Annotated in this window: 28 protein-coding genes; 8 read left to right on the forward strand and 20 right to left on the reverse strand. The window is 64.5% G+C overall.

What is annotated here, in order from left to right; translation table 11 throughout:
* Nucleotides 1-3: 3 nt before the first annotated feature.
* Entirely contained in the window at nucleotides 4-411 is a 408-nt protein-coding gene (locus V1273_RS16405) for a response regulator (RefSeq protein ID WP_334382369.1), read from the reverse strand.
* Nucleotides 412-588: 177 nt separating this feature from the next.
* On the opposite strand from V1273_RS16405, the gene V1273_RS16410 reads away from it, so the two are divergent.
* Entirely contained in the window at nucleotides 589-804 is a 216-nt protein-coding gene (locus tag V1273_RS16410; protein ID WP_334410233.1) for a hypothetical protein, read from the forward strand.
* A 62-nt stretch (nucleotides 805-866) separates the two neighbouring features.
* Here the strand turns inward: V1273_RS16410 and V1273_RS16415 are convergent, their stop codons facing one another.
* A complete protein-coding gene (locus V1273_RS16415; protein WP_334368700.1) occupies nucleotides 867-1,475 on the reverse strand; it encodes a BA14K family protein in 609 nt (202 codons plus the stop codon).
* Between the two features lie 254 nt (nucleotides 1,476-1,729).
* On the opposite strand from V1273_RS16415, the gene V1273_RS16420 reads away from it, so the two are divergent.
* Complete coding sequence (locus tag V1273_RS16420) at nucleotides 1,730-2,140, forward strand: NADH:ubiquinone oxidoreductase subunit NDUFA12 (protein ID WP_028346327.1); 411 nt, start codon at nucleotides 1,730-1,732, stop codon at nucleotides 2,138-2,140.
* Nucleotides 2,141-2,703: 563 nt separating this feature from the next.
* Here the strand turns inward: V1273_RS16420 and V1273_RS16425 are convergent.
* Nucleotides 2,704-3,408: a DJ-1/PfpI family protein gene (locus V1273_RS16425; protein ID WP_334410234.1), complete on the reverse strand. Its 705-nt coding sequence runs from the start codon at nucleotides 3,406-3,408 to the stop codon at nucleotides 2,704-2,706.
* Nucleotides 3,409-3,550: 142 nt separating this feature from the next.
* On the opposite strand from V1273_RS16425, the gene V1273_RS16430 reads away from it, so the two are divergent.
* Complete coding sequence (locus V1273_RS16430; RefSeq protein WP_057845243.1) at nucleotides 3,551-4,489, forward strand: GlxA family transcriptional regulator; 939 nt, start codon at nucleotides 3,551-3,553, stop codon at nucleotides 4,487-4,489.
* 10 nt (nucleotides 4,490-4,499) lie between these two features.
* Here the strand turns inward: V1273_RS16430 and V1273_RS16435 are convergent, their stop codons facing one another.
* The 6 genes from V1273_RS16435 to V1273_RS16460 form a co-directional block, all read right to left on the reverse strand.
* Nucleotides 4,500-4,985 carry a hypothetical protein gene (locus tag V1273_RS16435; RefSeq protein WP_334382363.1) on the reverse strand — a complete coding sequence of 162 codons (486 nt, stop codon included), beginning with the start codon at nucleotides 4,983-4,985 and terminating at the stop codon, nucleotides 4,500-4,502.
* A gap of 173 nt (nucleotides 4,986-5,158) precedes the next feature.
* Nucleotides 5,159-6,001, reverse strand: a complete 843-nt coding sequence (locus V1273_RS16440; RefSeq protein ID WP_334410235.1) for an endonuclease/exonuclease/phosphatase family protein — start codon at nucleotides 5,999-6,001, stop codon at nucleotides 5,159-5,161.
* Between the two features lie 86 nt (nucleotides 6,002-6,087).
* The gene (locus tag V1273_RS16445) at nucleotides 6,088-6,969 is read right to left on the reverse strand and encodes a hypothetical protein (RefSeq protein ID WP_334410236.1); all 882 of its coding nucleotides are present in this window, start codon (nucleotides 6,967-6,969) and stop codon (nucleotides 6,088-6,090) included.
* A gap of 56 nt (nucleotides 6,970-7,025) precedes the next feature.
* The gene (locus V1273_RS16450; protein ID WP_334410237.1) at nucleotides 7,026-8,345 is read right to left on the reverse strand and encodes a citrate transporter; all 1,320 of its coding nucleotides are present in this window, start codon (nucleotides 8,343-8,345) and stop codon (nucleotides 7,026-7,028) included.
* Nucleotides 8,346-8,406: 61 nt separating this feature from the next.
* Complete coding sequence (locus V1273_RS16455; RefSeq protein ID WP_334410238.1) at nucleotides 8,407-9,354, reverse strand: alpha/beta hydrolase; 948 nt, start codon at nucleotides 9,352-9,354, stop codon at nucleotides 8,407-8,409.
* Nucleotides 9,355-9,453: 99 nt separating this feature from the next.
* A complete protein-coding gene (locus tag V1273_RS16460; protein WP_334382358.1) occupies nucleotides 9,454-10,233 on the reverse strand; it encodes an SDR family NAD(P)-dependent oxidoreductase in 780 nt (259 codons plus the stop codon).
* 286 nt (nucleotides 10,234-10,519) lie between these two features.
* Between V1273_RS16460 and V1273_RS16465 the strand changes: the two genes are divergently transcribed.
* Nucleotides 10,520-11,503 carry a DUF2155 domain-containing protein gene (locus V1273_RS16465; protein ID WP_334368709.1) on the forward strand — a complete coding sequence of 328 codons (984 nt, stop codon included), beginning with the start codon at nucleotides 10,520-10,522 and terminating at the stop codon, nucleotides 11,501-11,503.
* Between the two features lie 32 nt (nucleotides 11,504-11,535).
* On the opposite strand, the gene V1273_RS16470 is transcribed toward V1273_RS16465, so the two are convergent.
* Nucleotides 11,536-12,501 (reverse strand): LysR family transcriptional regulator, encoded by a 966-nt coding sequence (locus tag V1273_RS16470; protein WP_334382357.1) that lies wholly within the window; start codon nucleotides 12,499-12,501, stop codon nucleotides 11,536-11,538.
* Nucleotides 12,502-12,605: 104 nt separating this feature from the next.
* Here V1273_RS16470 and V1273_RS16475 point away from each other — a divergent pair, with 104 nt between their 5' ends.
* Both V1273_RS16475 and V1273_RS16480 read left to right on the forward strand, forming a co-directional pair.
* On the forward strand, nucleotides 12,606-13,787 hold the full coding sequence (locus V1273_RS16475; protein WP_334410239.1) for an MFS transporter: 1,182 nt from the start codon (nucleotides 12,606-12,608) through the stop codon (nucleotides 13,785-13,787).
* Between the two features lie 28 nt (nucleotides 13,788-13,815).
* Complete coding sequence (locus tag V1273_RS16480) at nucleotides 13,816-14,850, forward strand: aldo/keto reductase (protein WP_334410240.1); 1,035 nt, start codon at nucleotides 13,816-13,818, stop codon at nucleotides 14,848-14,850.
* 78 nt (nucleotides 14,851-14,928) lie between these two features.
* On the opposite strand, the gene aat is transcribed toward V1273_RS16480, so the two are convergent.
* Nucleotides 14,929-15,603: a leucyl/phenylalanyl-tRNA--protein transferase gene (gene aat, locus V1273_RS16485; RefSeq protein ID WP_334410241.1), complete on the reverse strand. Its 675-nt coding sequence runs from the start codon at nucleotides 15,601-15,603 to the stop codon at nucleotides 14,929-14,931.
* A 132-nt stretch (nucleotides 15,604-15,735) separates the two neighbouring features.
* On the opposite strand from aat, the gene V1273_RS16490 reads away from it, so the two are divergent.
* Nucleotides 15,736-16,677 carry an AEC family transporter gene (locus V1273_RS16490; protein WP_334410242.1) on the forward strand — a complete coding sequence of 314 codons (942 nt, stop codon included), beginning with the start codon at nucleotides 15,736-15,738 and terminating at the stop codon, nucleotides 16,675-16,677.
* Here the strand turns inward: V1273_RS16490 and V1273_RS16495 are convergent.
* From V1273_RS16495 to V1273_RS16520, 6 genes are read right to left on the reverse strand one after another with little or no spacing between them, the layout of a single operon-like run.
* Nucleotides 16,674-17,549 (reverse strand): amidohydrolase family protein, encoded by an 876-nt coding sequence (locus V1273_RS16495; protein ID WP_334382353.1) that lies wholly within the window; start codon nucleotides 17,547-17,549, stop codon nucleotides 16,674-16,676. The two genes, V1273_RS16490 and V1273_RS16495, sit on opposite strands and share 4 nt — an antisense overlap.
* Before the next feature lie 24 nt (nucleotides 17,550-17,573).
* The gene (locus V1273_RS16500) at nucleotides 17,574-17,957 is read right to left on the reverse strand and encodes a RidA family protein (protein ID WP_334368719.1); all 384 of its coding nucleotides are present in this window, start codon (nucleotides 17,955-17,957) and stop codon (nucleotides 17,574-17,576) included.
* A 29-nt stretch (nucleotides 17,958-17,986) separates the two neighbouring features.
* On the reverse strand, nucleotides 17,987-18,790 hold the full coding sequence (hpaH, locus tag V1273_RS16505; protein ID WP_334410243.1) for a 2-oxo-hept-4-ene-1,7-dioate hydratase: 804 nt from the start codon (nucleotides 18,788-18,790) through the stop codon (nucleotides 17,987-17,989).
* A 3-nt stretch (nucleotides 18,791-18,793) separates the two neighbouring features.
* Nucleotides 18,794-19,648: a fumarylacetoacetate hydrolase family protein gene (locus tag V1273_RS16510; RefSeq protein WP_334410244.1), complete on the reverse strand. Its 855-nt coding sequence runs from the start codon at nucleotides 19,646-19,648 to the stop codon at nucleotides 18,794-18,796.
* Between the two features lie 46 nt (nucleotides 19,649-19,694).
* Complete coding sequence (locus V1273_RS16515) at nucleotides 19,695-20,312, reverse strand: flavin reductase family protein (protein ID WP_334410245.1); 618 nt, start codon at nucleotides 20,310-20,312, stop codon at nucleotides 19,695-19,697.
* A gap of 11 nt (nucleotides 20,313-20,323) precedes the next feature.
* Nucleotides 20,324-21,301: a Bug family tripartite tricarboxylate transporter substrate binding protein gene (locus tag V1273_RS16520; RefSeq protein WP_334410246.1), complete on the reverse strand. Its 978-nt coding sequence runs from the start codon at nucleotides 21,299-21,301 to the stop codon at nucleotides 20,324-20,326.
* Between the two features lie 172 nt (nucleotides 21,302-21,473).
* Between V1273_RS16520 and V1273_RS16525 the strand changes: the two genes are divergently transcribed.
* Entirely contained in the window at nucleotides 21,474-22,262 is a 789-nt protein-coding gene (locus tag V1273_RS16525; RefSeq protein ID WP_334410247.1) for an IclR family transcriptional regulator, read from the forward strand.
* A 1-nt stretch (nucleotide 22,263) separates the two neighbouring features.
* Here the strand turns inward: V1273_RS16525 and V1273_RS16530 are convergent, their stop codons facing one another.
* Genes V1273_RS16530 through V1273_RS16540 form a run of 3 tightly spaced genes read right to left on the reverse strand, consistent with a single transcriptional unit; the run spans nucleotide 22,264 to nucleotide 25,321 of the window.
* Nucleotides 22,264-23,355 carry a sensor histidine kinase gene (locus tag V1273_RS16530; protein WP_334410248.1) on the reverse strand — a complete coding sequence of 364 codons (1,092 nt, stop codon included), beginning with the start codon at nucleotides 23,353-23,355 and terminating at the stop codon, nucleotides 22,264-22,266.
* Nucleotides 23,352-23,792 carry a response regulator gene (locus tag V1273_RS16535; RefSeq protein ID WP_334382347.1) on the reverse strand — a complete coding sequence of 147 codons (441 nt, stop codon included), beginning with the start codon at nucleotides 23,790-23,792 and terminating at the stop codon, nucleotides 23,352-23,354. Before V1273_RS16535 ends, V1273_RS16530 begins: the two co-directional genes overlap by 4 nt.
* Nucleotides 23,789-25,321: a sensor histidine kinase gene (locus V1273_RS16540; protein WP_334410249.1), complete on the reverse strand. Its 1,533-nt coding sequence runs from the start codon at nucleotides 25,319-25,321 to the stop codon at nucleotides 23,789-23,791. The genes V1273_RS16535 and V1273_RS16540 overlap by 4 nt, the downstream gene beginning before the upstream one ends.
* Between the last annotated feature and the right edge of the window lie 79 nt (nucleotides 25,322-25,400).

Raw genomic sequence — 25,400 nt, forward strand, 5'->3', positions numbered from 1 at the left:
ACTTCACGATTTCGACTGCTGCGCGGAAGCTTTCGGTTTGGTGATGCATTGATTGACCGAGGTCAACAACGCGTCCGGCGTGAACGGTTTGCGCAGGCAGCATGCCGCGCCGAGCTGGATGGTCATCCGCAGGAAATCCGGTGCGCGTTCGGTGTTGGCGAAGGCGTAGCCCGACATCGCGATAACAGGTACGTCCGGCTTGCGCTCGTGGAACATCCGGATCGATTCGAAGCCGCGCATATGCGGCATGAACACATCGATCAGCATGACGTCGAAATCGGAAGTTTCGAGCGCGCGCATTCCCGCTTCACCACCGTCGGCAACGGTGACCTCGAAACCCTTGCGCGTCAGACAAACCTCGATGGCAACGCACACCATCGGGTCGTCATCGACCACGAGAACGCGCGGCACGATGATTCCTTCTTCCTCGGGGCGGCGGCAGGTCGCACGTCCCATGTGACGATTAAGTCGAAACGCCGACAAGTCGTCTACATGGCAGAGTGCCCATAAAAGTTGCCGAGGGCAATTCCGTTTCGCCGTATCAGAACGATAACAAGTTCAACCGCCGGTTCCGGACCCAATCCCGTCATGTCGCCGATCAACCATGGCGCGCATCGTCGGCGCGCCGCGGCATTGGCGCTGTGCGCGCTCGTGCGGCGGCAGAAACTTGAGCGTGCGCTGGCAGGCGCGGTGTGCGTTGGGCTTGGCTCCGTATTGACCAAGCATTGCCTGCGCGAGGTCGCGGCACTGACGTTTACGCTTGGCGGCGTCGCGGTGGCGTTGCGCGCCTGGCAAACGCTCTAACTCTGGAACGAAAAAGGGCGGCACACTGTGGAATGTGCCGCCCTTGAACTCACGCTATCGTGCTACTGCGCCGGGCAGGGGTGACGCTGCCCGTCATAGCCGAGATACGTTCCCGATGCCGGATCGTAGGATTTGTACCGCCGCATGCAATACGCCACGGCATCATCGTCGGCCACGGGCGCTGCGGCGACTACGGTGTCGTCGTAATAATAGGGGTCATCGTAATAGGTGCTACCGTAATAGCCATAGGCCGACCCGATACCGGCACCGATCGCGAAGCCCGGCCAGAAGCCGTGACGATGGCGATGAAAATGACCGCCGTGCCAGCGGCCAGCATAATAATTCCCCCGACCGCCGCCGCCCACGACGGCTGGGCCGCCGATGCCTGGACTGGGGCGGAATCCAGCAGAAGGTGCGCCTGGGGCGACAGCTCTACCGCCCCCAATCGCGGGGCCGCCGGCTTGAACGCCACCGCCACCGACCGCCACGCCGCCACCTCTGATGCCGCCGCCACCGATGGCTGCACCGCCACCGCCGCCGCCCCTGGCGCCACCGATAGACGGAACGGCACCGCCTCTATCCTGCGCCTGAACGGCGCTGAGGCTTGGCGCGACCACCGGCAACACAAGCGCCATCGCTGCCGCGGCACTCAAAACCTTTAGACTGATCATTCTAGGCTCCATTTGCGGGATATAGGCCCTAACCCGCTCAAGGGGCGGACGTTCCAGAGCCCGCGCGTTGATTGCATGCGGATTCAGCCTGCCGGATCGGAACCGTATCCGGGATGAACGGATTGCGCCGATTCCGCGACCATGGACGGGCGGCAAGCCGCTGTCCGGCAGGGCCGCAGTGTCAGCCTCTGCTGGACAATCCGTCCGGCCGGTGGCATCAGAGCGGCACGATATCTCGAACCGGCCGAGCCCTCATGAAGCTGTTTCTGCTGAAATTTTTCACTTGGTGGAACGGCCAGACGTTCGGCACGCAATTGTGGACGTGGCGGTTCGGCGAATTGGTCGGCCAGGACGAGCAGGGCAACCGCTACTACCGGACCAAGGGCGGCAAGATCGATCCGACGCTGGGTTTCGAGCGGCGCTGGGTGATCTACAACGGGCTTGCCGAGGCGAGCCGGGTGCCGCCGTCATGGCATGGCTGGCTGCATCACGTTGTCGATACCGCGCCGACCGAAGAGAGCTACACGCCGCGCGAGTGGGAGAAGCCACACGTTCCGAACCTGACCGGCACGCCCGCGGCCTACCGCCCATCCGGCTCGACGCTGGCCAGTGGCCGCCGCCCCAAGGCGACCGGCGATTACCAGCCCTGGACGCCGGGAAGCTGAGACGATCGTCATTCCCGCGCGTCGCGGTCATACCGCGGTTACATGCGCCTTAGACCACAATCATCGACCCTGTGAATACAATCATCGACCCTGTGAATAACGGGATCAGCGGGGACATCCGCCGCAGCCGTCTTGCGCCATCCGCGTTATCGCGGCTCAATGTAGCCATCTTACGGAGATGGGAAACCATCGCGTCGGTGCCGGGCTCCAGTTCGCGACTGCCCCGGCGAGCAGCGGCCACCGAGTAGGACACGGCCGGGAGATAGGCCCCCGGTGCAGAGGTTCTGAAATCGCCCGCTAATGTGTGGCTGCCGTAGGACAGGAAAGGCCGTCTGGGAAACCAGGCGGCCTTTTTCTTGTTGCTGCCATTTGCTCCATGTTCCGGACGCGGTGCAGCGTTCTCCCGGCGATGCGAAGCATCGTCCGGTACGCTGCGCCGCAGAGCCGGGACCTATTCCGGTGGGTCCCGGCTCTGCGTCGCGTCACCATAGCGCGTCGAAGACGCGCGTAAACGCGCTGATGGTGCCGCGCCGCGTCCGGGACACGATTGCAGAGGCGCAGCGCTACCCCAGCCGTGCGGCGGCGCGGTCGATCATCTCGCCGCGGCGGATTTGCGCTGGCGCGATCCTGTCCTTCATGAAGGCAAGCACTTCCGGCGGCGCGGTGTCGGGTGAGCCGGAATTGAATGGCGGCGCCGGGTTGTATTCGAGCCGGAGCTGGATCGCCTCCGCGGTCTTCTGATCGTGCAGTAGCGAGACCAGCGTCAGCGCGAAATCGATCCCCGCGGTGACGCCGCCGCCGGTGACGCGGTTGCCGTCGACGCAGACGCGCGTCTTGGTCGGGATCGCGCCGAACGCGCTCAGAAAATCCATCGCCGTCCAGTGCGTCACTGCGCGAAAACCCTTGAGCAGGCCGGCGGCGCCGAGCACCAGCGATCCCGTGCAAACCGAGGTGATGTATTTTGCGCCCGGCGCCTGCTTGCGCAGGAAGGCCAGCATCTCCTGGTCGTTGATCATGTCGTCGGTGCCGAACCCGCCGGGCACGCAGATCACGTCGAGTTGCGGGCAGTCGGCAAAGGTCGTGGTCGGCGTCAGCACCAGCACGGAATCACTCGTCACCGGCTCAATCCGTTTCCAGATCAAATGCACGTTGGCGCCGGGCAGGCTGGAGAACACCTGCAAGGGACCGGTGAAGTCGAGCTGGGTGACGCGCGGAAACAGCACGAGACCGATCTGAAGTGGCGTGGACGGTTGAGATGGCGCGGACATCGTGACCTCCGGAAAATTTGGCTTGACGAAGGGCATCCTGCCATGGTCGCTTCTTGTCCGAAATGGCATAATTCCCTCATTTCAGGACATCTCATTCCAGGACATCGGCCCAAAACAGGCAAGCATAAGACAGGCAAGCATCATGATCGGCGTTCTCGTGTTTCCGGATTTCCAGTTGCTCGACGCGGCCGGGCCGATATCGGCGTTCGAGATCGCGGCGCGCTTTGCCGAGGGGGCGTCCGCGATCCGGGTTCTGGCGGTGACGCCGGGGCCGGTACGCTCGTCGTCGGGCGTCGAAATCGTTGCGAAAGGTTTGAAGTCGGCATCTGCGATCACGACGCTGATCGTCGCCGGCGGCGAGGGCGTGCGGCAGGCCGCCGCCTGCGAGAAGACGATCGGCTTCGTGCGCACGATTGCCAAACGCGGCATCCGCATCGCCAGCGTCTGCTCCGGCGCCTATGTCCTCGCAGAAGCCGGCCTGCTCGACGGCCGCCGCGCCACCACGCATTGGCAGCGCACGCGGCATTTTCTGAAAACCTATCCGCAGGTGAAGCTGGAGCCCGATCGCATCTTCGTGCGCGACGGCGACGTCTGGACGTCGGCGGGAATATCGGCCGGCATCGATCTGTCGCTGGCGATGATCGCGGAGGACTATGGCGACGAGATCGCGCAGAAGACCGCGAAGCAGCTCGTGCTCTATCACCGCCGCAGCGGCGGCCAGTCGCAATTTTCCTCGCTTCTGGAATTGAAGGCGCCGAACGGCCGCTTCGGGCCGCTGCTGGCCTGGGCGCGCGAAAACCTCGATGCGCCGCTCACCGTCGAGGATCTCGCCGAGCAGGCCGGCATGAGTTCGCGCCATTTCACCCGCGCCTTCATGGCCGAGACCGGCACCACGCCGTCAAAGGCGGTGGAGCGGCTGCGCATCGAGGTGGCACGGCAACGCGTGCAGTCCTCCAGCGAGGCGATCGAGCGCGTGGCGCAGACCACCGGCTTCCGCGACCCCGAGCGGATGCGCCGCGCCTTCATCCGCGCCTTCGGCCAGCCCCCGCAATCGCTGCGCCGCGCGGCGCGAGCAGGGTGAATGGAAGCCGCTACCTCCGGAAATCCACCCGGCCTTGCGCAAAGTAGCCGTCTATTCGCTGATCGCTCACCACCAGGCCGACCCAGGGCACCGTGATCTCCGGGTTGTTCAGGTTGATATACTTGCCCACCAGCCGCCGCGGACCTTCGCGCCGTGCCTCGATCAGTCCCCGGCGCGCGCCGGAATTCCAGTCGAACAACAGGTACACGCGGTCTCCCACGGTTCTTGCTTCGCCCCGGCCCTGTTTCCATTTTTCGGGGGCATCGCCCGGTATCGTGGGGTCTGCGGCACCCTTCCAGCGGCTCGACCACTCACCGTCGATCGTGCCGCGCTGGTAGCTCGCATCTCCAGGGCTCCATGGCTTTGCATTCTCGTCGGTGGCGGATTCTTCCGGCATCGTGATGCGGGCGAACTGCATCACGTCGTCATCACCGGGATTTGGAACGTCCATGACGCCGAACGGATTTCGGGTCGTCAGATCGCTTTCGGCTTTCATTGGCCTTCTCCAACTGCAATCGCCTTGCCTTGGTTCAGCGGCACGGCCTGGTTCGAGCGTTCGGGATCGCAGGATGAAGGCGTCGCCGCCACCCGATTCCCGAAGGAACCGTGGTGACGATGCTGCCAGAGCCGATTTCGAACAGTGCCCGGCTGCAAGGCCCAGGGTAACCCTCACGCGGAGGGAGCGGCGCTGATTTCCAGATCGGCCACGACGCCGAAATGGTCGCTGGGCCAGATGCCGTCGACCGCCAGGTCGAATGCGAGCGAGGCGGCCTGAACCTCGCAGCTCGCCTTCGGGTGGGCGTCCCAGGAGCCCACGAAGACGTAATCGACCCTGCGCCGATGACGCGACTGACGGACGATCCTGCCGATCTCGGACTGTGCATTTGGATTGTCGACGCTCCAGGTATACCCCTGACCTTCGCCCGCGACTTCCCAGGCGTCGTGATACTTGACGCTTCGTCCGCCGAGCGACTGCAGTCCGGTGAGGTAGCGAATGCTGGCCGCGTCAGGCGTTGCGTTGAAGTCGCCGGCGATGATGGTGGGAAGCGGCTGCCGGTGACGCGCGTCGAGATCCGTCAGCGCAACGACCTGCCGTTCCCGGGCCGATTCCGCGGCGAGCCGCCACGAGGTCGCAGCGGCGATGAACAAAAGATCGCCTTCGCCGGGTAGCGGCACCGTTACTGCCAGCGAACACCAGGGGACATCGTTCGCATCCGACATGCGCAGATCGAGGACTTCCTCGACGCGATGCGGCCATCGCGTCGCGATGGCGCTTCCGCCAAAACGATCGGCATCGGGCGGGACGGTGCGCAGCACGTCAGCCTGATGTGTTCCATGCAGACCGGTGTCGTGGATCAACTCGTCGAGTTGCGAATGGTCGGGCGATTTGACCACTTCCTGGAATGACACGAGATCGGGAGCCAGCCGGCGCAGTTCCAGATTGATCAGACCGATGCGTTTCGGATCGCCTTGCCGATTCCAGACGTTGAGCGTGACGACGCGTAGCCGCATCCTCGTAAGCCGGCTTCATGAACCAATCCGGACAACGTCCGCTGGAGCGGTTGGTTCGGCGCTTGTCGGCGGCCGTCTGCGCTGGCTCAGGCAACGTCGGCTTGGGCGCTCAGCGTTTCCTCGGTGAGCAAGGCATCCAGATCGACAAGCTGCGGATCGTCGTCCTGCGGTTCGCCGTTTCCTGCGCTGCCGTGAAGATGCATCAACGTCTGCACGCGGCGGGCATTGAGATGGTCTACATGCTGATGCTGCAGCGCTACCGGCAGCAGCGCCTTGGGCAGCCCGACCAACGCAAAGGCGGGAACTTTGCGCACCTTGCCGTCCTCGCGCCAACGCAGGGGATGGAGGGTGTACATCAATTGCCGCTCGGTCTCTGCCGATGGCGGCTCCTCCGACAGGGATGGCGCGGGGTTGGCGAGGTTGGCGTTGCCCGCGCGCGTGCGCACCGCGGCGGAACGCAGCTCCCAGCAGATCAAGTCCGCCGCCGCGCGGACTTCACTACGCACCGCATCCACGCTGGCCGAGAACCGGCTGGCTTCGGGTATCGACAGCGAGCTTTTTGTAACGGCTTCGACGAGCGTTGTGGCGCCGGCTTCGAATCCGGGCGCAGCCCGCTCGATCGCCGCAGCCATCGCCTCGATCTCGTCAGCCAGCGCGTCGCGGTCGCGCTGGGTCTTGGCATCAGCGAGGGCGCGCTCGGCCGAGGCCACCTGATCGTCAAATTCCACCAATTCGGCGCGCAACGTCTTGGCGCGGTCTTCAACGGCGCGCATGCTGGCTTCGGCCCGATCGAGCCGGGAATTGTCGGCACCGGCTACCGCCAGCCGTTCGGCAGCTGCACGCTTTTCTGCGAGTTCCGATTCGGCGACGCTCAACCGTTCGGCCAACTTCTGCCGCGCCGTCAGCTTGTCCTTCAGCGCAACCTCGAAGCGCTCGATCGGGCCGAGCTCGCGCCTGAAAAATGCCATTGCAATCACCTCGCGGATTGCTGCCGAATCACCGGCAGAGTTGTTGCGTGCGAGAGCTAGTCAGAAACTTGGATAACATTGCGGCCTGAGTCGGTACAGCCTCGCCAGCCAAATGGATGATCGCCGGCACGAGGCCGGCAATCCCCTTCGACCGCGCTAAGCCGGGCGTCGGGGCGCCAGCCAAGGATAGCGAGCATCACCAGGAAACCGACGACGTAGGCCACCACCACAGGCCAGCCATGCCTGAGCCAGCGCCCGACGGACTTCGCCTCCGGATACATGTTCGACAAGGCGACACCGGCCGATGAGCCGAACCAGATCATCGAGCCGCCGAATCCGACGGCGTAAGCCAGGAAGCCCCAGTCATAGCCGCCCTGTTTCAGGGCGAGCGCGGTGAGGGGAATGTTGTCGAACACCGCGGAGACGAAGCCTAGTCCAAGCGCGGTCGGCCATGACGCCACCGGCAGCCGCTCGACCGGCATAAGGGAGGCCGCCGTGACGAGGGCGAGCAGGAAGATGGTTCCCTTGAAGGTTTCCGGCATCACCTTCCAATCCGGCGCGCGTAATCCTGCCGTGAGCAGGATGGCCGCCCAGACCGCGAGGCCCAGAACCGGAACGGTATCGAGCAGCGCGGGAAATTTCAGGTTTGCCGTGACGTTTGCCACCAGCGCTGCAGCGAGGATGACCGCGACAATGAACACCCGGGTCGGGTCGATCCTGAGCCCCCTCGGCGCGTCTTTCTGAATTGGCGAATAGCGGTGCTGCTGGATCGACGCCGGCACCGCAAAAATCAACATCGCCACGATGGCGGCGATGTAGGCTTCGACAACGGCGAGCGGACTGACGCCGGCGATCCACATCATGGTGGTGGTGGTGTCGCCGACGACGCTGCCCGAGCCGCCGGCGTTCGAGGCTGCGACGATCGCCGCGAGATAGCCGATATGAACCTTGCCGCGGAACACGTGGCGCGCGACGGTGCCGCCGATCAGCGCGGCGGCGATGTTATCGAGGAAGCTCGATAGCACGAACACAAGGCCGAGCAGCACGACGCCGCCCTTCCAATCGTCCGGCAGCAATGCCGGCATCTCGTCCGGAATCCGGCTTTCTTCGAAATGCCGGGACAGCAGCGCAAAGCCCATCAGCAGCAGGAACAGATTGCCGAGCGTAACCCATTCATGGGCCATGTGGTGGCCGAGGCCATTAAGACCCGCACCGTATTTGAAGCCGGTGAAGATCAGCTTGTAGATCACGATGGCGGCCAGTCCCGTCAGCGCAACGGGCAGCGTGTGATGATGGAACAACGCGACGCCGAGCAGCGTCAGCGCGAACAGCAGAAAATCGACGGGTATGCCAAATAGGAGGATTGGTTCGATCACAGCGGCCCCAAATGTGCGCAGGAGAAATTCACGGTTTACCGATAGCGTTGCGCAATGTGCATTATTTCAAAGTTTTCAGCCAGCCGGCGATTTCGCTGACGGCGACGTTGGCCTGCTGCAGCAGCTTGCCCATGGTGAAGAAGCCGTGGAATTGGCCTGGGAAATGCCGGTAGGTCATCGGCACGCCGGCTTCCTTGAGCCGCGCGGCATATTCGGCGCCCTCGTCGCGCAGCGGATCGGCGCCTGCGGTCAGCACATAGGCCGGCGGCAAGCCGGCGAGCGTTTTCGCGCGCGCGGGCGAGGCTTTCCAATGCTCGATGTCGGCCGCGCCGTTCAGATAATGGTTGCAGAACCATTTGATCACGGAGTGCGTCAGCAGGATGCTGGTCTCTGGCTCGCTGTGCGAGGGATGCGTCATCGCAAAATCGGTGGCGGGATAAATCAGCACCTGGCCGGCGAGCTTCGGGCCGTCGCCGTCGCGTGCGGCGAGCGCCACGACGGCGGCGAGATTGCCGCCGGCGCTGTCGCCGCCGACCAGTAAGTGGCCAGCGTCGATGCCGAGCCGGCTGGCATTGGCGGCAACCCACTTCGTCGCCGTGATGGCGTCTTCGGCGGCGGCGGGAAATTTGTGCTCCGGCGCTAGCCGGTATTCGACCGAGATCACGATCAACTCGCCCTCGTGGGCAAGCTTCTGGCAAACCACTTCATGGGTATCGAGATCGCCGATCACCCAGCCGCCGCCGTGAAAGAATACCAGGCACGGCGCAAGGCCGTTGCTCTTGCGCAGCGTCTTCGGCGTGTAGATGCGCGCCGGAATCGTGCCGTGCGGCGCGGGGATCGCGAGCGGTTTGGTCGATTCGAGCGCGGGCGGTTCGGGATTACTGACGACGCGGGCGCTTCGATAATATTCGCGCGCTTCCGGCGCAGTCAGCGTCTCATAGGCGGGACGGCCCGCCTCCTGGAAAGCCTTGTAGACGGCGGCGGCATCGGGATCGAGCGTGACGGGCATGAGACCTCTCGTTTTGAGTTGTCATCCTGGGGTGCGCAGCGAACCCGGGATCTCGAGATTCCGGGCTCGGTCCTTCCGGACCGCCCCGGAATGACGGTGCTAGGCCGCGGTGCGGCCGCCATCGACGGTATAGGCCGAGCCGGAGACGTAGCTGGCCTCGTCGGAGGCGAGGAACGCCACGATGGAGGCGACTTCTGAGGCTTGTCCGAGCCGCCGCGCCGGAATCCGGTCGACGATCTTTTCGGTCGGCGGCGGCTCATTGCCGGGATTGCGGCCCTGCAGGATCGTGCTCAGCATCCGGCTGTCGATCAGGCCGGGGCAGACGCAGTTCACCCGCACGCCGGTGCCGGTGCACTCCCATGCGGCGCTCTTGGTGAGACCGATCACGGCGTGCTTGCTGGCGCTGTAGACGGCGATCATCGGCGAGCCGATCAGGCCGGCGATGGAGGCGGTGTTGATGATGCTGCCCTTGTTCTGCTTCAGCATCACCGGCAGCACGTGCTTCATGCCGAGAAAGACGCCGACCACGTTGACGTCGAGCACGCGCCGAAAACTCTCCAGCGAATATTCCGGGATCGGCTTGATATCGCCCTCGACGCCGGCGTTGTTGTAGAGGACATCGATCGTGCCGAACCGGTCGACGCTGGCGCGGACATATTCCGTGACTTCTTCCTCCCGGGTAACGTCCGCCGCGACCGCGAGCGCTTCGGCCGAGGCCGGCAGGTCCTTGATGGCGGCCGCAAGATCCTGCTTCTTGCGGTCGATGGCGACGATGCGGGCGCCGCGCTCGGCCAACAGCCGGATGGTCGCGGTTCCAATGACACCGGCCGCGCCGGTCACGACGGCAACCCGGCCATCGAGGCGAATTCGATCGGGCATAGCTTGAGGTTTCCTCTGGCTCGTCCGGTTATCCCGGATTTTGGTGGTTTTCGCGCGTGGCCGCGCGATCAGGCCACTATTCCATCTGCAGGCGGGGCTGACTAGATCATGGAGCGATGTTCCGAAAACCGGCTTCCGCCTTCCAGGCCCATGATATTCACTGCGGCAGGATGAGGGCAAACCGCCCTTTCCCCGCCGTATTCACCGTGTTAACCGGGAGGGACGCGAGCGGCGGACAAGTCTGTACTATGTCGCGAGCCCGATTCGCCTGTTAAAGCCGCGCGAGATGCTTCGAACCATTGCCATGACCGGTCTTGCGGCCCTGATTGCCGCCACAACGACCTCGCTTGCGCCGCCAGCGCAGGCGCAGATCGGCAATATCTTTTCCGATCCTCCGCTGCGGCCGCCGGGCGCCATTCCCCGCGGCAATCAACAGCAGCAACAATTCCCCGACGACGACGAGGAAGTGCCGGAACTGCCGCGCGGCCGGCTGCTGCCGACCCCGAACCGTCCGCCGCCGGGGCAGGGCGCTCCACCGCCGGGAAGCTTCCAGTCGCAGCCGCTGGCGCCGCCGCCCGGCACCACCGCTCCTCCGCAGGGGACGCAGCCGGGCGTCGCGGTTCAGCCGCCGCAGCCCGGAGGTCCAGGCGTCGCCAACGCGCCATCGGGTCAGCGGCAGCCCCCGGCCAAGGGCGTGCCCAATTCGCCGGCGACCCTGCAGCCGGGCGACGAGGTCGTGTCCGAACCGCCGGCCACCAAGATCACCAACAAGAAGGCGAGCTTCTCCGGCCTCGACAAGATCACCGGCCGCATCATCAATTTCGACGAGGACATCGGCGAGACCGTGCAGTTCGGCGCACTGCGCGTGAAGACCAGCGCCTGCTACACGCGCCCATCGACGGAAGCTGCCAACACCGATGCGTTCGTCGAGGTCGACGAGATCACGCTGCAAGGCGAGGTGAAGCGGATCTTCTCGGGCTGGATGTTCGCTGCCAGTCCCGGTCTGCACGGCGTCGAGCACCCGGTCTACGATATCTGGCTCACCGACTGCAAAGGCCCTGACCAGACCATCGTCAGCGCGCAGCCCGATCCGGCCAAGTCGGCCGCGCCGCCGCAGGCTGCGAAGCGTCCGCCGCCGCCGAAGCAGGCGGCGCCGCGCCCGCCAGGACCGCCGCCGCAGCCGCAATTCCAGCAGCAGCCGCAGCAGGCCCCACCGCCTCCGCCGCAGCAGCGGCCGGGCGGGTTGTTTGGTGGATTGTTCGGGAATTAACGGCGTCCATGCCCCGCGGGGCACTTCTACACCTAGCATCCGTATCCGCCGTGCAGCTTCCACTTGCCGTCGGCCGTGCGCCTTAGGGTGGGGTCGCCCATCCGGATGTGCGTTGCGAGGAAATCGATGAAAGTGCGCACGCGCGCCGGCAGCGGTCCGGCGTGGCCGACGTAGATCGCATGAATGTCTTCGCGGTCCCCGGGATTGTAGTTCTGCAGCATCGGAACGAGGCGCCCGGCCTCGATGTCGGGACCGATGTGGAATAGAGCCAAGCGTGCGCAGCCAACGCCGCCGAGAGCGAGCCGGCGGACCGCTTCGCCGTCGCTGGCGCGCGCGGCTGGCGGCGGCAGCACCTCCTCGATCCGCTCGCCGCGCCGGAACGGCCAGCCGCGAATGCTGCGCGGAAAAGTCCAGCCGATGCCGCGATGACTGGCGAGTTCGGCCGGCGTCTTCGGCTCGCCGAAACGGGCAAGATAGGACGGCGCGGCTACGACCGCCATGCGGCTGGTTCCGAGCTTGCGCGCGACGAGGCGCGAAGCCCCCAGCGGCCCGACGCGGATGGCTACGTCGGCGCGCTCCTGCATCAGGTCGATGATTGTATCGGTGAAGACAATGTCGACCGTGATCTCCGGATGCTCGACGAGGAAGCGCGGTAACAGCGGCATCACGTGCTGCATGCCAAAGGGGATGTTGCTGTTCACCATCAGATGCCCGCGCGGCGCTGCGCCGGAGCCGGCCTCGCGCTCGGCCTCCTCGATCTCGCCGAGGATGCGCAGCGAGCGCTGGTAGAAGGCTTGGCCTTCCTCAGTCAGTTGGAGTTTGCGCGTCGTCCGGTTGACGAGCCGCGTGCCGAGCCGGGCTTCCAGGCGGGATACCAGCTTGCTGACGCCGGATGGGGTCAGGCGAAAGCTCTTTGCCGCGGCGGTGAACCCGCCGAGGTCGACGACGCGGACGAAGACCTCCATCTCGGCGGAACGATTGGTGTCGAGTCGAGCCACGTTGATTTCACGTCACAAATGATTGGACTACCGGCACTCTAATCCTTCTGCCGCCCCTTCGCTATTTGCGTTGGCAGCAACCCTGTCCTGATCGGGAGCAACGCATGCCTGCCGCCGTCCTTGCGCTGACCGCCGGTGCCTTTGGCATCGGCACCACTGAATTCATCATCATGGGTCTCTTGCTGCAGGTCGCCGCCGACATGCAGGTCTCGGTCTCCGCGGCAGGTCTCCTGATTTCCGGCTATGCGCTCGGCGTGTTCGTGGGTGCGCCGATCCTGACGCTGGCGACGCGGCGGATGCCGCGCAAGGCGGTGCTGCTTTCTCTGATGGCCATCTTTACCTTCGGCAACGCGGCCTGCGCGCTGGCGCCGGACTACGGGCTGTTGATGGCGGCGCGGATCCTCACCTCTCTCGCCCATGGCACATTTTTTGGCGTCGGATCGGTGGTGGCGACGAGCCTGGTCACTGAGGACAAGCGTGCCTCCGCAATTGCCACCATGTTCATCGGACTGACGGTGGCTACTCTGCTCGGCGTACCCTTTGGTGCGTGGTTCGGCCTGATGCTGGGATGGCGTGCCGCGTTCTGGGCGGTGACCGTGATTGGGCTGGTCGCCTTCGCTGTATTGGTCGTTCTGGTTCCCGGCAACGTGGGCGGCAATGAGAAAGCCACTTCGCTGCGCGAGGAGCTGGCGGTGGTCGGCCGTCCGCGAGTCCTTCTCGGCCTCGCCATGACGGTGTTCGGTTTTGCCGGCCTGTTCGTCGTCGTTACCTATGTCCAGCCGATCCTGACGCGGCTGACCGGCTTCTCTGAAGCGGCGGTCTCGCCGATCCTTCTCGTGTTCGGCGTCGGACTGTCGATCGGCAACGTTGCAGGAGGGCGGCTCGCCGACCGTGGTCTCGGACGCGCCCTGATCGGCACGCTTGCCGCGCTTGCGCTCGTCCTCGTCGCGCTTGCGGCGGTGCTGTCGATCAAGGGTCTCGCCGTGGCCTTCATCTTTCTGCTTGGCACCGCCGCCTTCGCCACCGTGGCGCCGCTGCAGCTTCGCGTGCTCGAAGCGGCCGGCGCGGAGGGGCGCACGCTCGCATCCAGCCTCAACATCGCGGCCTTCAATCTTGGCAATGCGCTCGGCGCCTGGGCCGGCGGGCTTACGATCGATCGCGGCTTGGGCCTTGCCGCGCTTCCGCTCGTCGCGGCGGCGATCACCGCGGCGGGACTCCTGCTGGCGCTATGGAGCATGTATCTGGACCGTCCGGTACCTTCCGCCGCGGCGTGCCCGGCGGAATGAAAGCAAAGGATCAAAAGGGAGCACAGTGATGGAATATCGCAACCTCGGCGCCTCGGGCCTGAAGGTCCCCGTTATCAGTTTCGGTACTGGCACGTTCGGCGGAGAGGGGCCGCTGTTTTCGGCCTGGGGCCGGAGTGGCGCCGAGGAGGCGAGGCGGCTAATCGACATTTGCCTCGAGGCCGGCGTCAACCTGTTCGACACCGCCGATGTCTATTCGAACGGCGCGTCGGAAGCGATTCTGGGCGCCGCGATCAAAGGCCGCCGCGACAGGGTGCTGGTCTCTACCAAGACGAGCTTGCCGACGGGTGACGGTCCATTCGACGCCGGCTCATCGCGACATCGCCTCGTGTCGGCGGTGGACGCCGCCTTGCGGCGGCTCGGAACCGACTACATTGACTTGCTGCAGCTCCACGCCTTCGATGCCTTCACGCCAATCGAGGAAGTGCTGTCGACGCTTGATGGGCTCGTCCGTGGCGGCAAGTTGCGCTATGTCGGCGCCTCCAACTTCTCGGGCTGGCAGTTGATGAAGTCGCTCGCCATTGCCGAGCGTCACGGCTGGACGCGCCATGTGGCGCACCAAGTCTATTATTCGCTTGTCGGCCGCGACTATGAGTGGGAGCTCATGCCGCTCGGCCTCGATCAGGGCGTCGGCGCGCTGGTCTGGAGCCCGCTGGGTTGGGGGCGTCTCACCGGCAGGATACGACGCGGCCAGCCGCTGCCGGCTGGTAGCCGCCTGCGCGAGACGGCGCAGTTCGGTCCACCAGTCGACGAGGAGCGGCTCTATCGCGTCGTCGATGTCCTGGATGCCGTCGCGACCGAGACCGGTCGCACTGTGCCGCAGGTCGCGATCGCATGGCTGCTCACCCGCCCAAGCGTGTCGTCCGTGATCATCGGCGCGCGCGACGAAGCGCAACTGCGCGACAATCTCGGCGCCGTCGGCTGGTCGCTGACCGCCGAGCAGGTCGCGCTCCTGGACAAAGCGAGCGCGGTGATGCCATGCTATCCCTATTATCCTTATCGTGTCCAAGAAGGCTTTGCGCGATTGAACCCGCCGCCGGTTTGAGCCAATTGGAAGCGGGCGACACAACGAGCCAGTAGCTCTCGATTTGCCCGGCGCCGCGCGCACAAGGTTTGGACCAAATCAATTGTGTTGGGCGATGATCGCGAGTGCGTCGGCACCGCTGACGCTGGGCGGCAAACGCATAAAATCCGCTGGTTCTCCCGCAATCGCCTTGTCGAGCAAGGTGCGATAGCGGCGCCTTGGAATTTCAACCGCGCCGAAGCTGCGCAGATGTTCGGTGACGTATTGCGTGTCGAGCAGCTCGAACCCGCCTGCGATCATTCGCGCCACCAGATGCACCAGCGCCACCTTGGAAGCGTCGCGGGCGCGGTGAAACATGCTCTCGCCGAAGAAGGCCCGCCCCAGGCTGACACCGTAGAGGCCGCCTGTGAGGTCGCCGTCCTGCCAGACCTCGACGCTGTGGCAGTGTCCGAGCTCGTGGAGCCCGAGATAGAGATCGCGGATGCGCTTGTTGATCCAGGTGTCGTCGCGGCCCGGCTGGGGCGCCGCGCAGCCCGCGATGACCGCCTTGAAGGCGGTATCGACGGTAACACGGAAAGTGTCCGAACGCACGGTGCGGGCAAGCCGCGAGGCAATGCGGAAGCCGTCGAGCGGAATGACACCGCGCATTTCCGGCTCGACCCAGAACAGTGTCGGATCGCCGGCACTCTCGGCCATCGGGAAGATGCCGCAGGCATAGGCCCGCAGCAGCACTTCGGGCGTGATTTCGGAAGCAGCAGACTCGCGCGAGGTCATGTGTCGATGATAGCAGGACACACGGGGCGTATGCTACGTTCCATAACAAATTGGTGCGCAGCATAGCCGCATCCATACGAAGCGGATGACGACGGGGTATTCGCCCGGCCGAATTTCCAAGATGAGTGCGGCATGAGCGCAGTGTTGATCGTCGTTCCGGTGTTCGCCTTGATTGCGGCGGGTTATGCGGCGGTCGCGCTGCGTTTCATCTCGCCGACGGCGCATAAGGGCATTGCCGAGTTCGCCTTTAGCATCGCCATTCCGGCGCTGCTGTTCCGGATGGTGGTTGTCGCGGAATTCCCCGCCGTGAGCGCCTTCTCGGTGTGGGGCGCCTATTATGGGGCAACGGCGGTCACGTGGATCGCCGCGCTGCTGGCGTCATCCCTTCTTCGGCAATCCCGGGCGGATGGCGTGGTGCTCGCGATCGGCTCGATCTACGGCAACATCGTGATGCTCGGCATTCCCCTGACGTTGTCGGCGCTGGGAAGTCAGGCCGTCGGCTCGATGGCCTTGATCCTGTCGGTCAACACGCCGCTGCTCTGGCTCTGCGGCACGCTGCAGATGGCGTGGGCGGAACGAAAATCTTCCGAGACGGCGCCGCTGCTGGTGCTGCGGGCCGTGCGCGAAATCGCGCGCAATCCGATCATGCTCGCGCTCGGCTTCGGCTTTCTCTGGCGCCTCACCGGCTTGGGGCTGAACCCTGTCGCGGACAAGACTCTGGAACTGCTGGCGCAGGCGGGCTCGCCCACGGCCCTGATCGCGCTCGGCATCAATCTCTTCGGATTCAGGATCAAGGGCCAGGCGCTCGGCATGGCGGTGATGTGCGCGCTCAAGCTCTTGGCGATGCCGGCCGTTGCGGCGGTCCTCGCGTTCCATGTTCTGGCGTTACCGCCGATTTCCGCGGCCGTGGTCGTTGTTTTCGCCGCGATGCCGACCGGCGCCAATGCCTACATCTTCTCGGCTCAGTACGGACGGCTCACCGAAGCCGTCTCGGGCGCCGTCGCGCTCGGCACGACGTTGGCGGCGGTGACGTTGCCCGTTGTCGTGTTATTCGTGACGGCCGCCCCGCGCTAGTCCTCGTAGCCGAACAGCATGGCCGGGTTGGTGACCAGGATCCTCTTCAGTTCCGCTTCATCGGCCACATAGCGGTAGAGAAGTTCGAGCAGGTCGGCATCGTTGGGCGGCTGCACCACCGAAACCGGGTGCGGCCAGTCGCTGGCCCAGACGCAACGGTCCGGCGCCGCCTCGATGTAGGCGCGCGCGATCGGAATGACGTCGTCCCAGGGCGGGCCCTTCTTCGAGGTCTTTTCGCCGAGCGACAGCATTACCCAGAAATTGCCCTTGGACAGGAGCTCCAGCATCTTCTGCAGGTTCGGGTCGTCCTTGCCGCGCGTCGGGTCGGGCCTCGCCATGTGATCGATCAGTAGGGGGACGTCGAGATTTTCGTACTTCGCGACGCTGGAGACGATACCGTCCTTCTCCGGCTGGATTTTTGCATACCAGCCGAGTTCACGAATCTTCGCGATGGCGCGGGCAAAATCCTTGTCCGAGAGCACGGCGCCGAGTTCCTGGCGGAAGCTGAAGCGGGCGCCGCGGACACCGGCATCGTGCAGCTTGGCGAGATAGGCGTCATCGGCTTCGGCAAACACCAGCGCGTTGGCACAGCCGCGATAGTTCGGTCCCATCGCGGCGAGGCCATCGAGCACCACCGAATGATCGGCGCCATAGGTCGTGGTCTGCACGATGATGCCGCGCTCGATGCCGAGCGCCTTGTGGACGCGAAGCGCGGCCTCCCAGGTCGCAGTCGGCATCTGGTAGGCGGCACCCGGCCGCACCGGATATTTTTCCAGCGGCCCCAGCACGTGAAACTGGCTGTCGACGCTCTTCGGCGGCGGCAGTTTTGAGGGACGGCGCGGGTTCGGATCGAACGGAAGATAGGTCGGCATCTCGGGTTCCTTGTCTGATCGCGGTCAGCCGATTACGGCGGTGAAATCGCATTGCACGAGCGCGCCATTCTCCATGTCCATCTGCAGCGCATGGCGGGCAGGGCGGGAATGCTCGTCGGGAAACATCTTCAGCCATTCGGTATTGACCGGCGCGCGCTGCTTTCGATCTTGCAGCCATACCGTCATCTTGATGATGTCATCGGTCGTACCGCCGCCGGCTTCGACGATTGTCTTCATATGCGCGAACATGTTGGCGCACTGGTCCTCGATGCGCTCGGGCATTGCGCCGGTCGCGGGATCACGGCCGAGAATGACGCCGGACATCAGGAGATGGCCGATACGGCAGGCGTTCGGAATGGGATTGGCGTGCTTGAATTCGCCGATGTGAATGCTCTTGCGCCTTGTCATCACTGCTCTCCCTCCGGGATGCTTCTCGTTCAGACGAACTGGCAGGACACCGATCCGAACCGGCCGTAATCGGCATGAAATGTATCGCCCCTGATGATCTCGACCGGGCGCGTAAACGATCCCGCCAGCACCACTTCGCCGGCCTCGAGATACTCGCCTTGGGCAGCCAGCCGATCGGCAAGCCAGGCCACGCCGTTGGCAGGGTGATTAAGCACGCCGGCGGCGATGCCGGTCTCCTCGATCTGGCCGTTGCGAAACAGCAGCGCGCCGATCCAGCGCAGGTCGGCGTCGAGCGGACGAATGGGCCGGCCGCCGACGACCAGCGCCGCATTCGCGGCATTGTCGGAGATCGTATCCATCACCTTGCGCGGCGCCTTCGTCTCGGGATCGACGCGATGCATCCGGGTTTCCAGGATTTCGAGCGCCGGCGTGACGTAATCGGTGGCGTTGAGCACGTCGAACAGGCTGCAATCCGGGCCCTTCAGCGGCGTCTTCAGCACGAAGGCCAGTTCGACCTCGATGCGGGGCGCACGGAAACGGTCGAACGGGATCGGCGATGCATCGGGGTAGAACATGTCGGCGAACAGCACGCCGTAATCCGGCTCGGAAATGCCGACGGCGTTCTGCATCGCTTTCGACGTCAGGCCGATCTTGTGGCCCCTGACAATGCGGCCGCGGGAGAGCTGCAACCTGGTCCAGGCGCGCTGAACGGCGTAGGCGTCCTCGATCGTAAGCTCAGGAAATTCGCGCGTGAACGCCGGGATCAACGACTTGCTGCGTTCGGCGTCATCGAGGCGCTGCGCCAGCCGTTCGACGGTTTGTTGATCGAGCATCTTCTATTGCTCCGCCGCCACGGTGTTGCGAAGGATGCCGATCTTTCCGGACTCCACCTCGACGACGTCGCCGACCTTAAGCCAGCGCGGCGGCGTGAATCGGGCGCCGGCCCCGGTGGGGGTACCGGTGGCGATCATGTCGCCGGGTCTTAAGGTGGCAAAGGTGGAGAGGTAGGCGATCAGGTAATCGAACGGGAACATCAGCCGCTCGGTGGAGTCGCTCTGGCGCACCTCGCCGTTGACACGGGTGATGATGTCATGCGGGCCACGCGGATCGCATTCGTCCGACGTGACGATCCACGGCCCGATGCTGCCCGAGCGGTCAAAGTTCTTGCCCTGGGTGACGTTGAACTTGCCGTGGTGCAGCCAGTCGCGAACGCTGCCCTCGTTGCACAGCGTCATGCCGAAGATGTGCTCCCACGCGCGCTCGCGGGGAATGTGCCGGCCTTCCTTGCCGATGACGATTACCAGCTCGCCTTCATAGTCGAGCTGTTCGGAGACCTTCGGCTTCTCGATCGACTGGCCGGAGCCGACGACGGAGGAGGGGTTGCGCACGAACAGGCTCGGATATTTCGGCAGGTCCGAGTTGTCCTTGTACTCGGCGTTGCGATCCCTGTAGTTGACGCCGATGCACCAGAGCTTTTCCGGAGCCGGGATGGGCGGCAGCAGCACGAGGTCATCGAGCGCATGGTCCGGCTTCTGCCCGGCAATTGCCTGGCGCGCGATGTCCAGTCCGCCTCCGGCAATCAGCGCCCGCAGGTCGGCAAACTTCGTCCGTTCGGTCAGGTCGACGACCCCGCCTGGGATGCGCGCGCCGAAGCGCGGCTTGCCGTTTGCAAGATAGCTCAGAAGATGCATGCGATCGGTCTCCGGATCAGCGCGGCGCGCGATGGCGCGGCATGCTTCAGGATTCAGTTTTCGACGTCTGGAATACGGGTTTTAAGGTGACGATCTCGCCGAGCTTGGCGTAACGCGGGCCGGCGATGCGGGCGATCGGGTCGAGCGCTTCGGTTTCGATCTTGCCGTTGTTCAAAAGGCCATCCCTGATGTGGAAGACCAGTACTTCGCCGACGATCAGCCGGCTACGGGTCTCGCCGAATTCGAGGCACTGCCGGAAGCGGCATTCCATCGCAATCGGTGCGGCCGCGAGACGAGGCACCTTGATGCGCTCTCCCGGCAGTGTCGAAAGCCGCAACTCCTCGACCTCGCTGACGTCGGGCGGATGTTCGGTGGAGCTCTCGTGCACTGCCGTCATCAGGCTGGAGTCCGCGATGTGAACGACATATTCCTCGTTGTTGAGGATGTTCTGCGCGGTGTCCTTGTAGATTCCACCCTTGCGGCCGACGCTGATGGCCAGCATCGGTGGCTTCGGGGCGACGAACGTAAAGGCAGAGAATGGCGCGAGGTTGAGCACCCCGCCGCTCGACAGGCTGGTCACCCAGGCGATCGGGCGGGGCACCACGACGCCGGTGATCAGCCGGTAGGCCGTTTCAGCGTCGAGATATGCAGGATCGATCCGCATCGGGATACGCTTCAATCAGCCTTGATGTTCGCCTTGCGGACGACGGGAATCCACTTCGCGTCCTCGCGTTCGAGGTAGCTCGTGAACTCTGCCGGCGTCATCGATACGGCCTCGGCGCCGAGCGCGTTGAACTTCTCGACGACGGCGGGATCTTTCAGGATCTCCGCGAGGGTATCGTGGAGCTTGGTCACGATTTCGGGCGGCGTGCGTGCGGGCGCGAACAGGCCGGTAAAGGTCTGGCCGTCAAATTCCTTGTGGCCGAGTTCGGTGAAGGTCGGGACATCCGGCAGCCAGGAGGCGCGGCGGCTGCCGGTGACGGCGAGTGCACGCAGCATGCCGCTCTTGATCGAAGGCAATCCGACCGAGATCTGGTCCAGGGCAAACTGCACCTGTCCGCCGATCAGGTCGTTGAGAGCGGGCGCGTTGCCGCGGTAGTGCACCGTCAGCCATTGCAGGCCCAGCGTCGACTGCATGAGCTCGCTGAGCAGATGGTTGGTGGTGCCTTGGCCGGGCGAGGCCATCGTCAGCTTGCCCGGATCGCGGCGCGCGAGCTCGATGAATTCCTTCAAGTCCTTGGCCTGAACCGACGGATGCACTTCGAGCACCAGCGGCGTCATCGTGATCGAGGTGATGGGAACGAAGTCCCGCTTCCAGTTGTAGGCCTCGCGCTTGGCGATCTCGGGTGCGAACAGCACGGGACCATTGGCGCCGACGAACAAGGCGTAGCCGTCGGCCGGCATTTTCGCGAACGCCTCGCCGGCGATCAGTCCGCCGGCGCCAGCCTTGTTTTCCACGATGAACGGCTGGCCCAGCTTCGCCTGCAGCCTGTCGGCGATGACGCGCGCGGCGCTATCGACATTGCCGCCTGCCGGGTAAGGGACGATCAGCTTAACCTGACGCGCCGGCCATTGCTGGGCGTTTGCCGGTGTGTTCAACGTTGCCGTAAATAGCGTCGATAGAGCGACGCCTGCGATCGCGAAAAATTTCATCGCATTCTCCCGAAAAGCGGCACATCTGCCGCTACATTCTTGTTTTGCGCGAGCCCCGTCCCGAACGGCATGCGCATGTATTGTTCCGCGCCACCGATCTTGCGCGCAGCCCTTCCGCTGTCGACCAAATTGTGGTGTTTTTGTCCACATTGTGGACAGCGGGTGGGGCGTAATGACGAATGGTCGGTTAAAGACAGGAGGGCCGCGGCAGGGTGGTCAGGCGATCCGCCGCGCGTTGGCGGTGCTGCGGACGCTCGCGGTTGGTGGGGAACGAGGCGTACCGCTGGCTGAAGTCGTGCAGGCGACCTGGCTCGCTCGCCCGACGGTACATCGCATCGTGCATGTGCTGATCGAGGAGGGGATTGTCGAACGCAGCGAGCGGACGGGAAATTATGTCGTCGGCCGCCAGGTGCCTGAACTGGCGCTGGCGCGTCCATCGCGTTCGCCCCTGATGGTTGCAGCCGAGCCGCATCTGGCGGCAGCGTCGGCGCAACTCGGCGATACCTTGTTTCTCACGGTGCGCACCGGCCTCGATACGCTGTGCGTGGCGCGCCGCATCGGTAGCTATCCGATCCAGGTGTTGTCGATCGAGGTCGGCGTGCGGCGTCCCTTGGGCGTCAGCAGCGCTGGCGTGGCGATCCTGGCCGCCATGCCGTCGGCCGAGGCGCGCAAGATCGTGCTCGCCAACGAAACGCGGTTTGGCGCTTACCGGACCGATACGGCCACCGTGCTCGGACAGATCCAGCTCGCGCGGCGCCGAGGCTACAATCTGCGTGATGTCGGCCTCGTGCAGGGAACGAAGTCGCTTTCGGCCTGGATCCGGACTCCTGACGGTCAGCCCGCCGCCGCGATTACGCTCTCCGCCATGCGGAACAGATTGGGCCCACGCCGCGCGATCGAGGTGGCGGACGTTCTTGTCTCGGCTGCGCGGGCGATCGAAGCGGCGACGGCGAGGGACTAGCCTAACTCGCCGCGGCGTTGGTCGACTTCGGCGTCGCTGCTGGGATGCGGCGGAAACGCAGTACGATCCTGGTGCCGTGGTGGTTGGGATCGCGCTCGGCACTGGCATCCAGTTTGGCGGCCATGGCGCTCACGATGCGTTGTCCCATGCCGGTGGAGCGCGGGTCCGACTTGGCGTTGAGGCCGACGCCGTCGTCCGCGATCGAGACCACGAGGTCTTCGCCCTCGGGCTTGAGCTCGACGTGAATGGGACCGGCGCCGTCGGGATAGGCGTATTTGACGGCGTTCATCACCAGTTCGTTGACGATGATGCCGATCGCCACCGCGCGGTCCGGGTCGATCTCGATCGGTTCGGCCTTGAGCGTCAGCCGCGACATCCTGTTGCCCTCGGCCGAACGGCGGAGATCTTCCAGCAGAGCTTCGAGATACTGGTTCAAGAGCACGCTCTTGAGATCGTGCGAGGTGTAGAGACGGCGGTGGACCTGGGCGACCGCCGCGACGCGGCCCATCGCATTGGTCAGTGCCGCCTTGACGTCGTCCTGGGTCGCCGAATTGGCCTGCAAGTGCAGCAGCGAGGCGATGATCTGCAGGGAGTTGCCGACGCGGTGGTTGACTTCGCGCAGCAGCACTTCACGTTCGGCGGCGAGCGCCGCATAGCGGTCGCGCGAGGCGTGAACCTCGGCTTCGGCTTCGTCGCGGGCCCGTTGAAGCTCGGCCTGCCTGAGCGCGCCGGAAATCGCGACCTGAAGCAGCGGAATGAAATCGCCCCGCGTGTCCTTGACGAGATAGTCGGCAGCGCCGGCCTTCAGCGCCGTGACGGCGATCGCCGAATCCTGCGCGGCCGTGACAAACACCACCGGCGGGGCGTCCGGTATCGCCATGATGCGTTCGAGCGTTTCGAGGCCGTCGAGACCCGGCATGTACTGGTCGAGCGCAATCACGTCGATACCGCCTTGCGCCAGCCGCGCCAGGCCTTCTTCGCCGCCCGCCGCGTGCACGACCTTGAAGCCTGCCCGCGTCAGGCCGCGGTCGACCAGCCGGGCGAGGCCGGCGTCGTCGTCGATATAGAGCAGCGTCGGCGTCGCGGGTTTCATACGGCGGCCGGAGGGACCTGAATGACGGAGAAGAACAGACCGAGTTGGCGAATGGCGTTGGCGAAGCTTTCGTAGTTCACGGGCTTGGTGATGTAGACGTTGCAACCGAGTTCGTAGCAGCGCTTGATCTCGTAGGAGTCGTCGGTCGTGGTCAGTACCACGACCGGCGTGGTCTTGAGATACTGGTTTTCTTTCACCCGCTTCAGAATGTCGATACCGGACGTATCGGGCAAGTTGAGATCGAGCAAGATCAGGAGCGCGCCGCCCTTGTGGTCGAGGCCCGTCCCGTCCTTGCCGAACAGGTAGTTCAGCGCTTCTGTACCGCTGGTGAACGGTACTATCTCATTGTTTACGCCGGATCGGCGTATATTCCGTTCGATCAGGCGAGCGTGGCCCTCGTCGTCCTCGATCATGATGATGGTGACTGGATTACTCATATCCGTATGTTCCGGTTACCTGCTGGCCAATTAATGGGCAGTGTGATCGTGAACGTGCTGCCCTGGTGAAGTTCCGATGCGACCGACATGGTTCCCCCCAAGCGGCGCACCAATGCGCGGACATGAGCAAGCCCGATGCCTTGTCCCGGCTTGTCCTGGGTTCCCGCGCGGCGGAACAAATCGAAAATGCGCTGATGGTCCTTGGGATCGATGCCGCGGCCGTTGTCTGATATCTCGAATACCGCAAAGCCGAGCTTGGTGCGACCGCGAATCGTGATTTCGCCGGGCACGCCGGTTTTGAGATATTTGAGCGCATTATCGATCAGATTGGAGAATATCTGCTCCAGTGCAAGGCGATCGGTGACGATATTCGGCAATGCGTCGATCCGGATCTCGGCCTGGGCCTCCGCGGCCTGGTGCGCCACGGTCGCCGCAATGCCCTCGATCAGTTCTTTGGTATCGATCCGGACCGGCTCGAACTCGCGCCGCCCCTCGCGGGTGAGATTGAGGATCGCCGATATCAGCCGATCCATCTTGCCGATCGACGATTTGATGAAGCTGAGCGCTTCGGAGAAATCCTCCGAGAGCTTCTGGTCGGGACCTTCGAGTACGGGCTCGGCGGTATCGGTGGCATTTTCCGGGACGGGCGGCGCTTCGGATTGCACGCGGGAAAGCGCTGCGATCCGCTTGAAGATGTCGCCGCGCAATTCCTCCAGCTCGCTCGTGAAGCCCATGATGTTCACCAGCGGCGAGCGCAGATCGTGGCTGACGATGTAGGCGAAACGCTGGATCTCGTCATTGGCTTCACGCAGATCCGCCGTGCGCTCGTCTATGGTGGCCTCGAGGTTGAGGTGGCTGTCGCGCAGCCTGGCGTCGGCCTCGTCGCGTGCGCGCGACGAACGGCGGACCAGGAAGATCGCAATGCCAGCCAACACGACCACGAAACCCGAGCCGATGCCGGTGATCGAGGCCGCCAAGGTCTGGCTGCGATCGGCGTTGGTCGTGCGCTCGACAAACAGACGGTCCTCCTCGGTTCGCATCCGCACGGCTAGATCGTCAATGTGTTTCATGGTGTCGCGCCCAATGCCCTCGCGCACGATCTTGGAGGCATCGTTCAGGCGCTGGGACCGGGCCAGCTCCATCGTCGTACGGAATTCATCGATGCGCTGGTCGTAGAGCGGCATCATCTCGTTCATGAGCCCCCGTTGAACCGGATTGTCGCTGACAAGCCGGCCCAACCGCGTCAGCGCCGGCGCCAGTTCGGACATGGCTTGCTCAAAGTCGGTCCGAAAGTCGGGGCGCAATGTTGCGAGGTAGCCGCGCTGTGCGCTTTCGGCACGCCGCAATTGCAATTGGACGAGCGATATCTGGTTCTCGACCTCGACGGTGCGTTGCACCGCGCGCGCGTCCTCGCGCGCCTTGTTCACCAGATGGACCGAACCCGCGCTGATGGCGGTCAACACCAATAGCCCCGCCGCAAGCAGCAGGATGTGGCCCACGGCGCGCTTGCGCTGGACATCAGCGATCACGGTGATCTCGCGTCATGGACAAGCGGAATACGCGCCCCCGGCAACCCCCTGTACATACCAACGTGCGATGGAACCCATC

This window comes from Bradyrhizobium sp. AZCC 1721, from assembly GCF_036924715.1.
Lineage (GTDB): Bacteria > Pseudomonadota > Alphaproteobacteria > Rhizobiales > Xanthobacteraceae > Bradyrhizobium.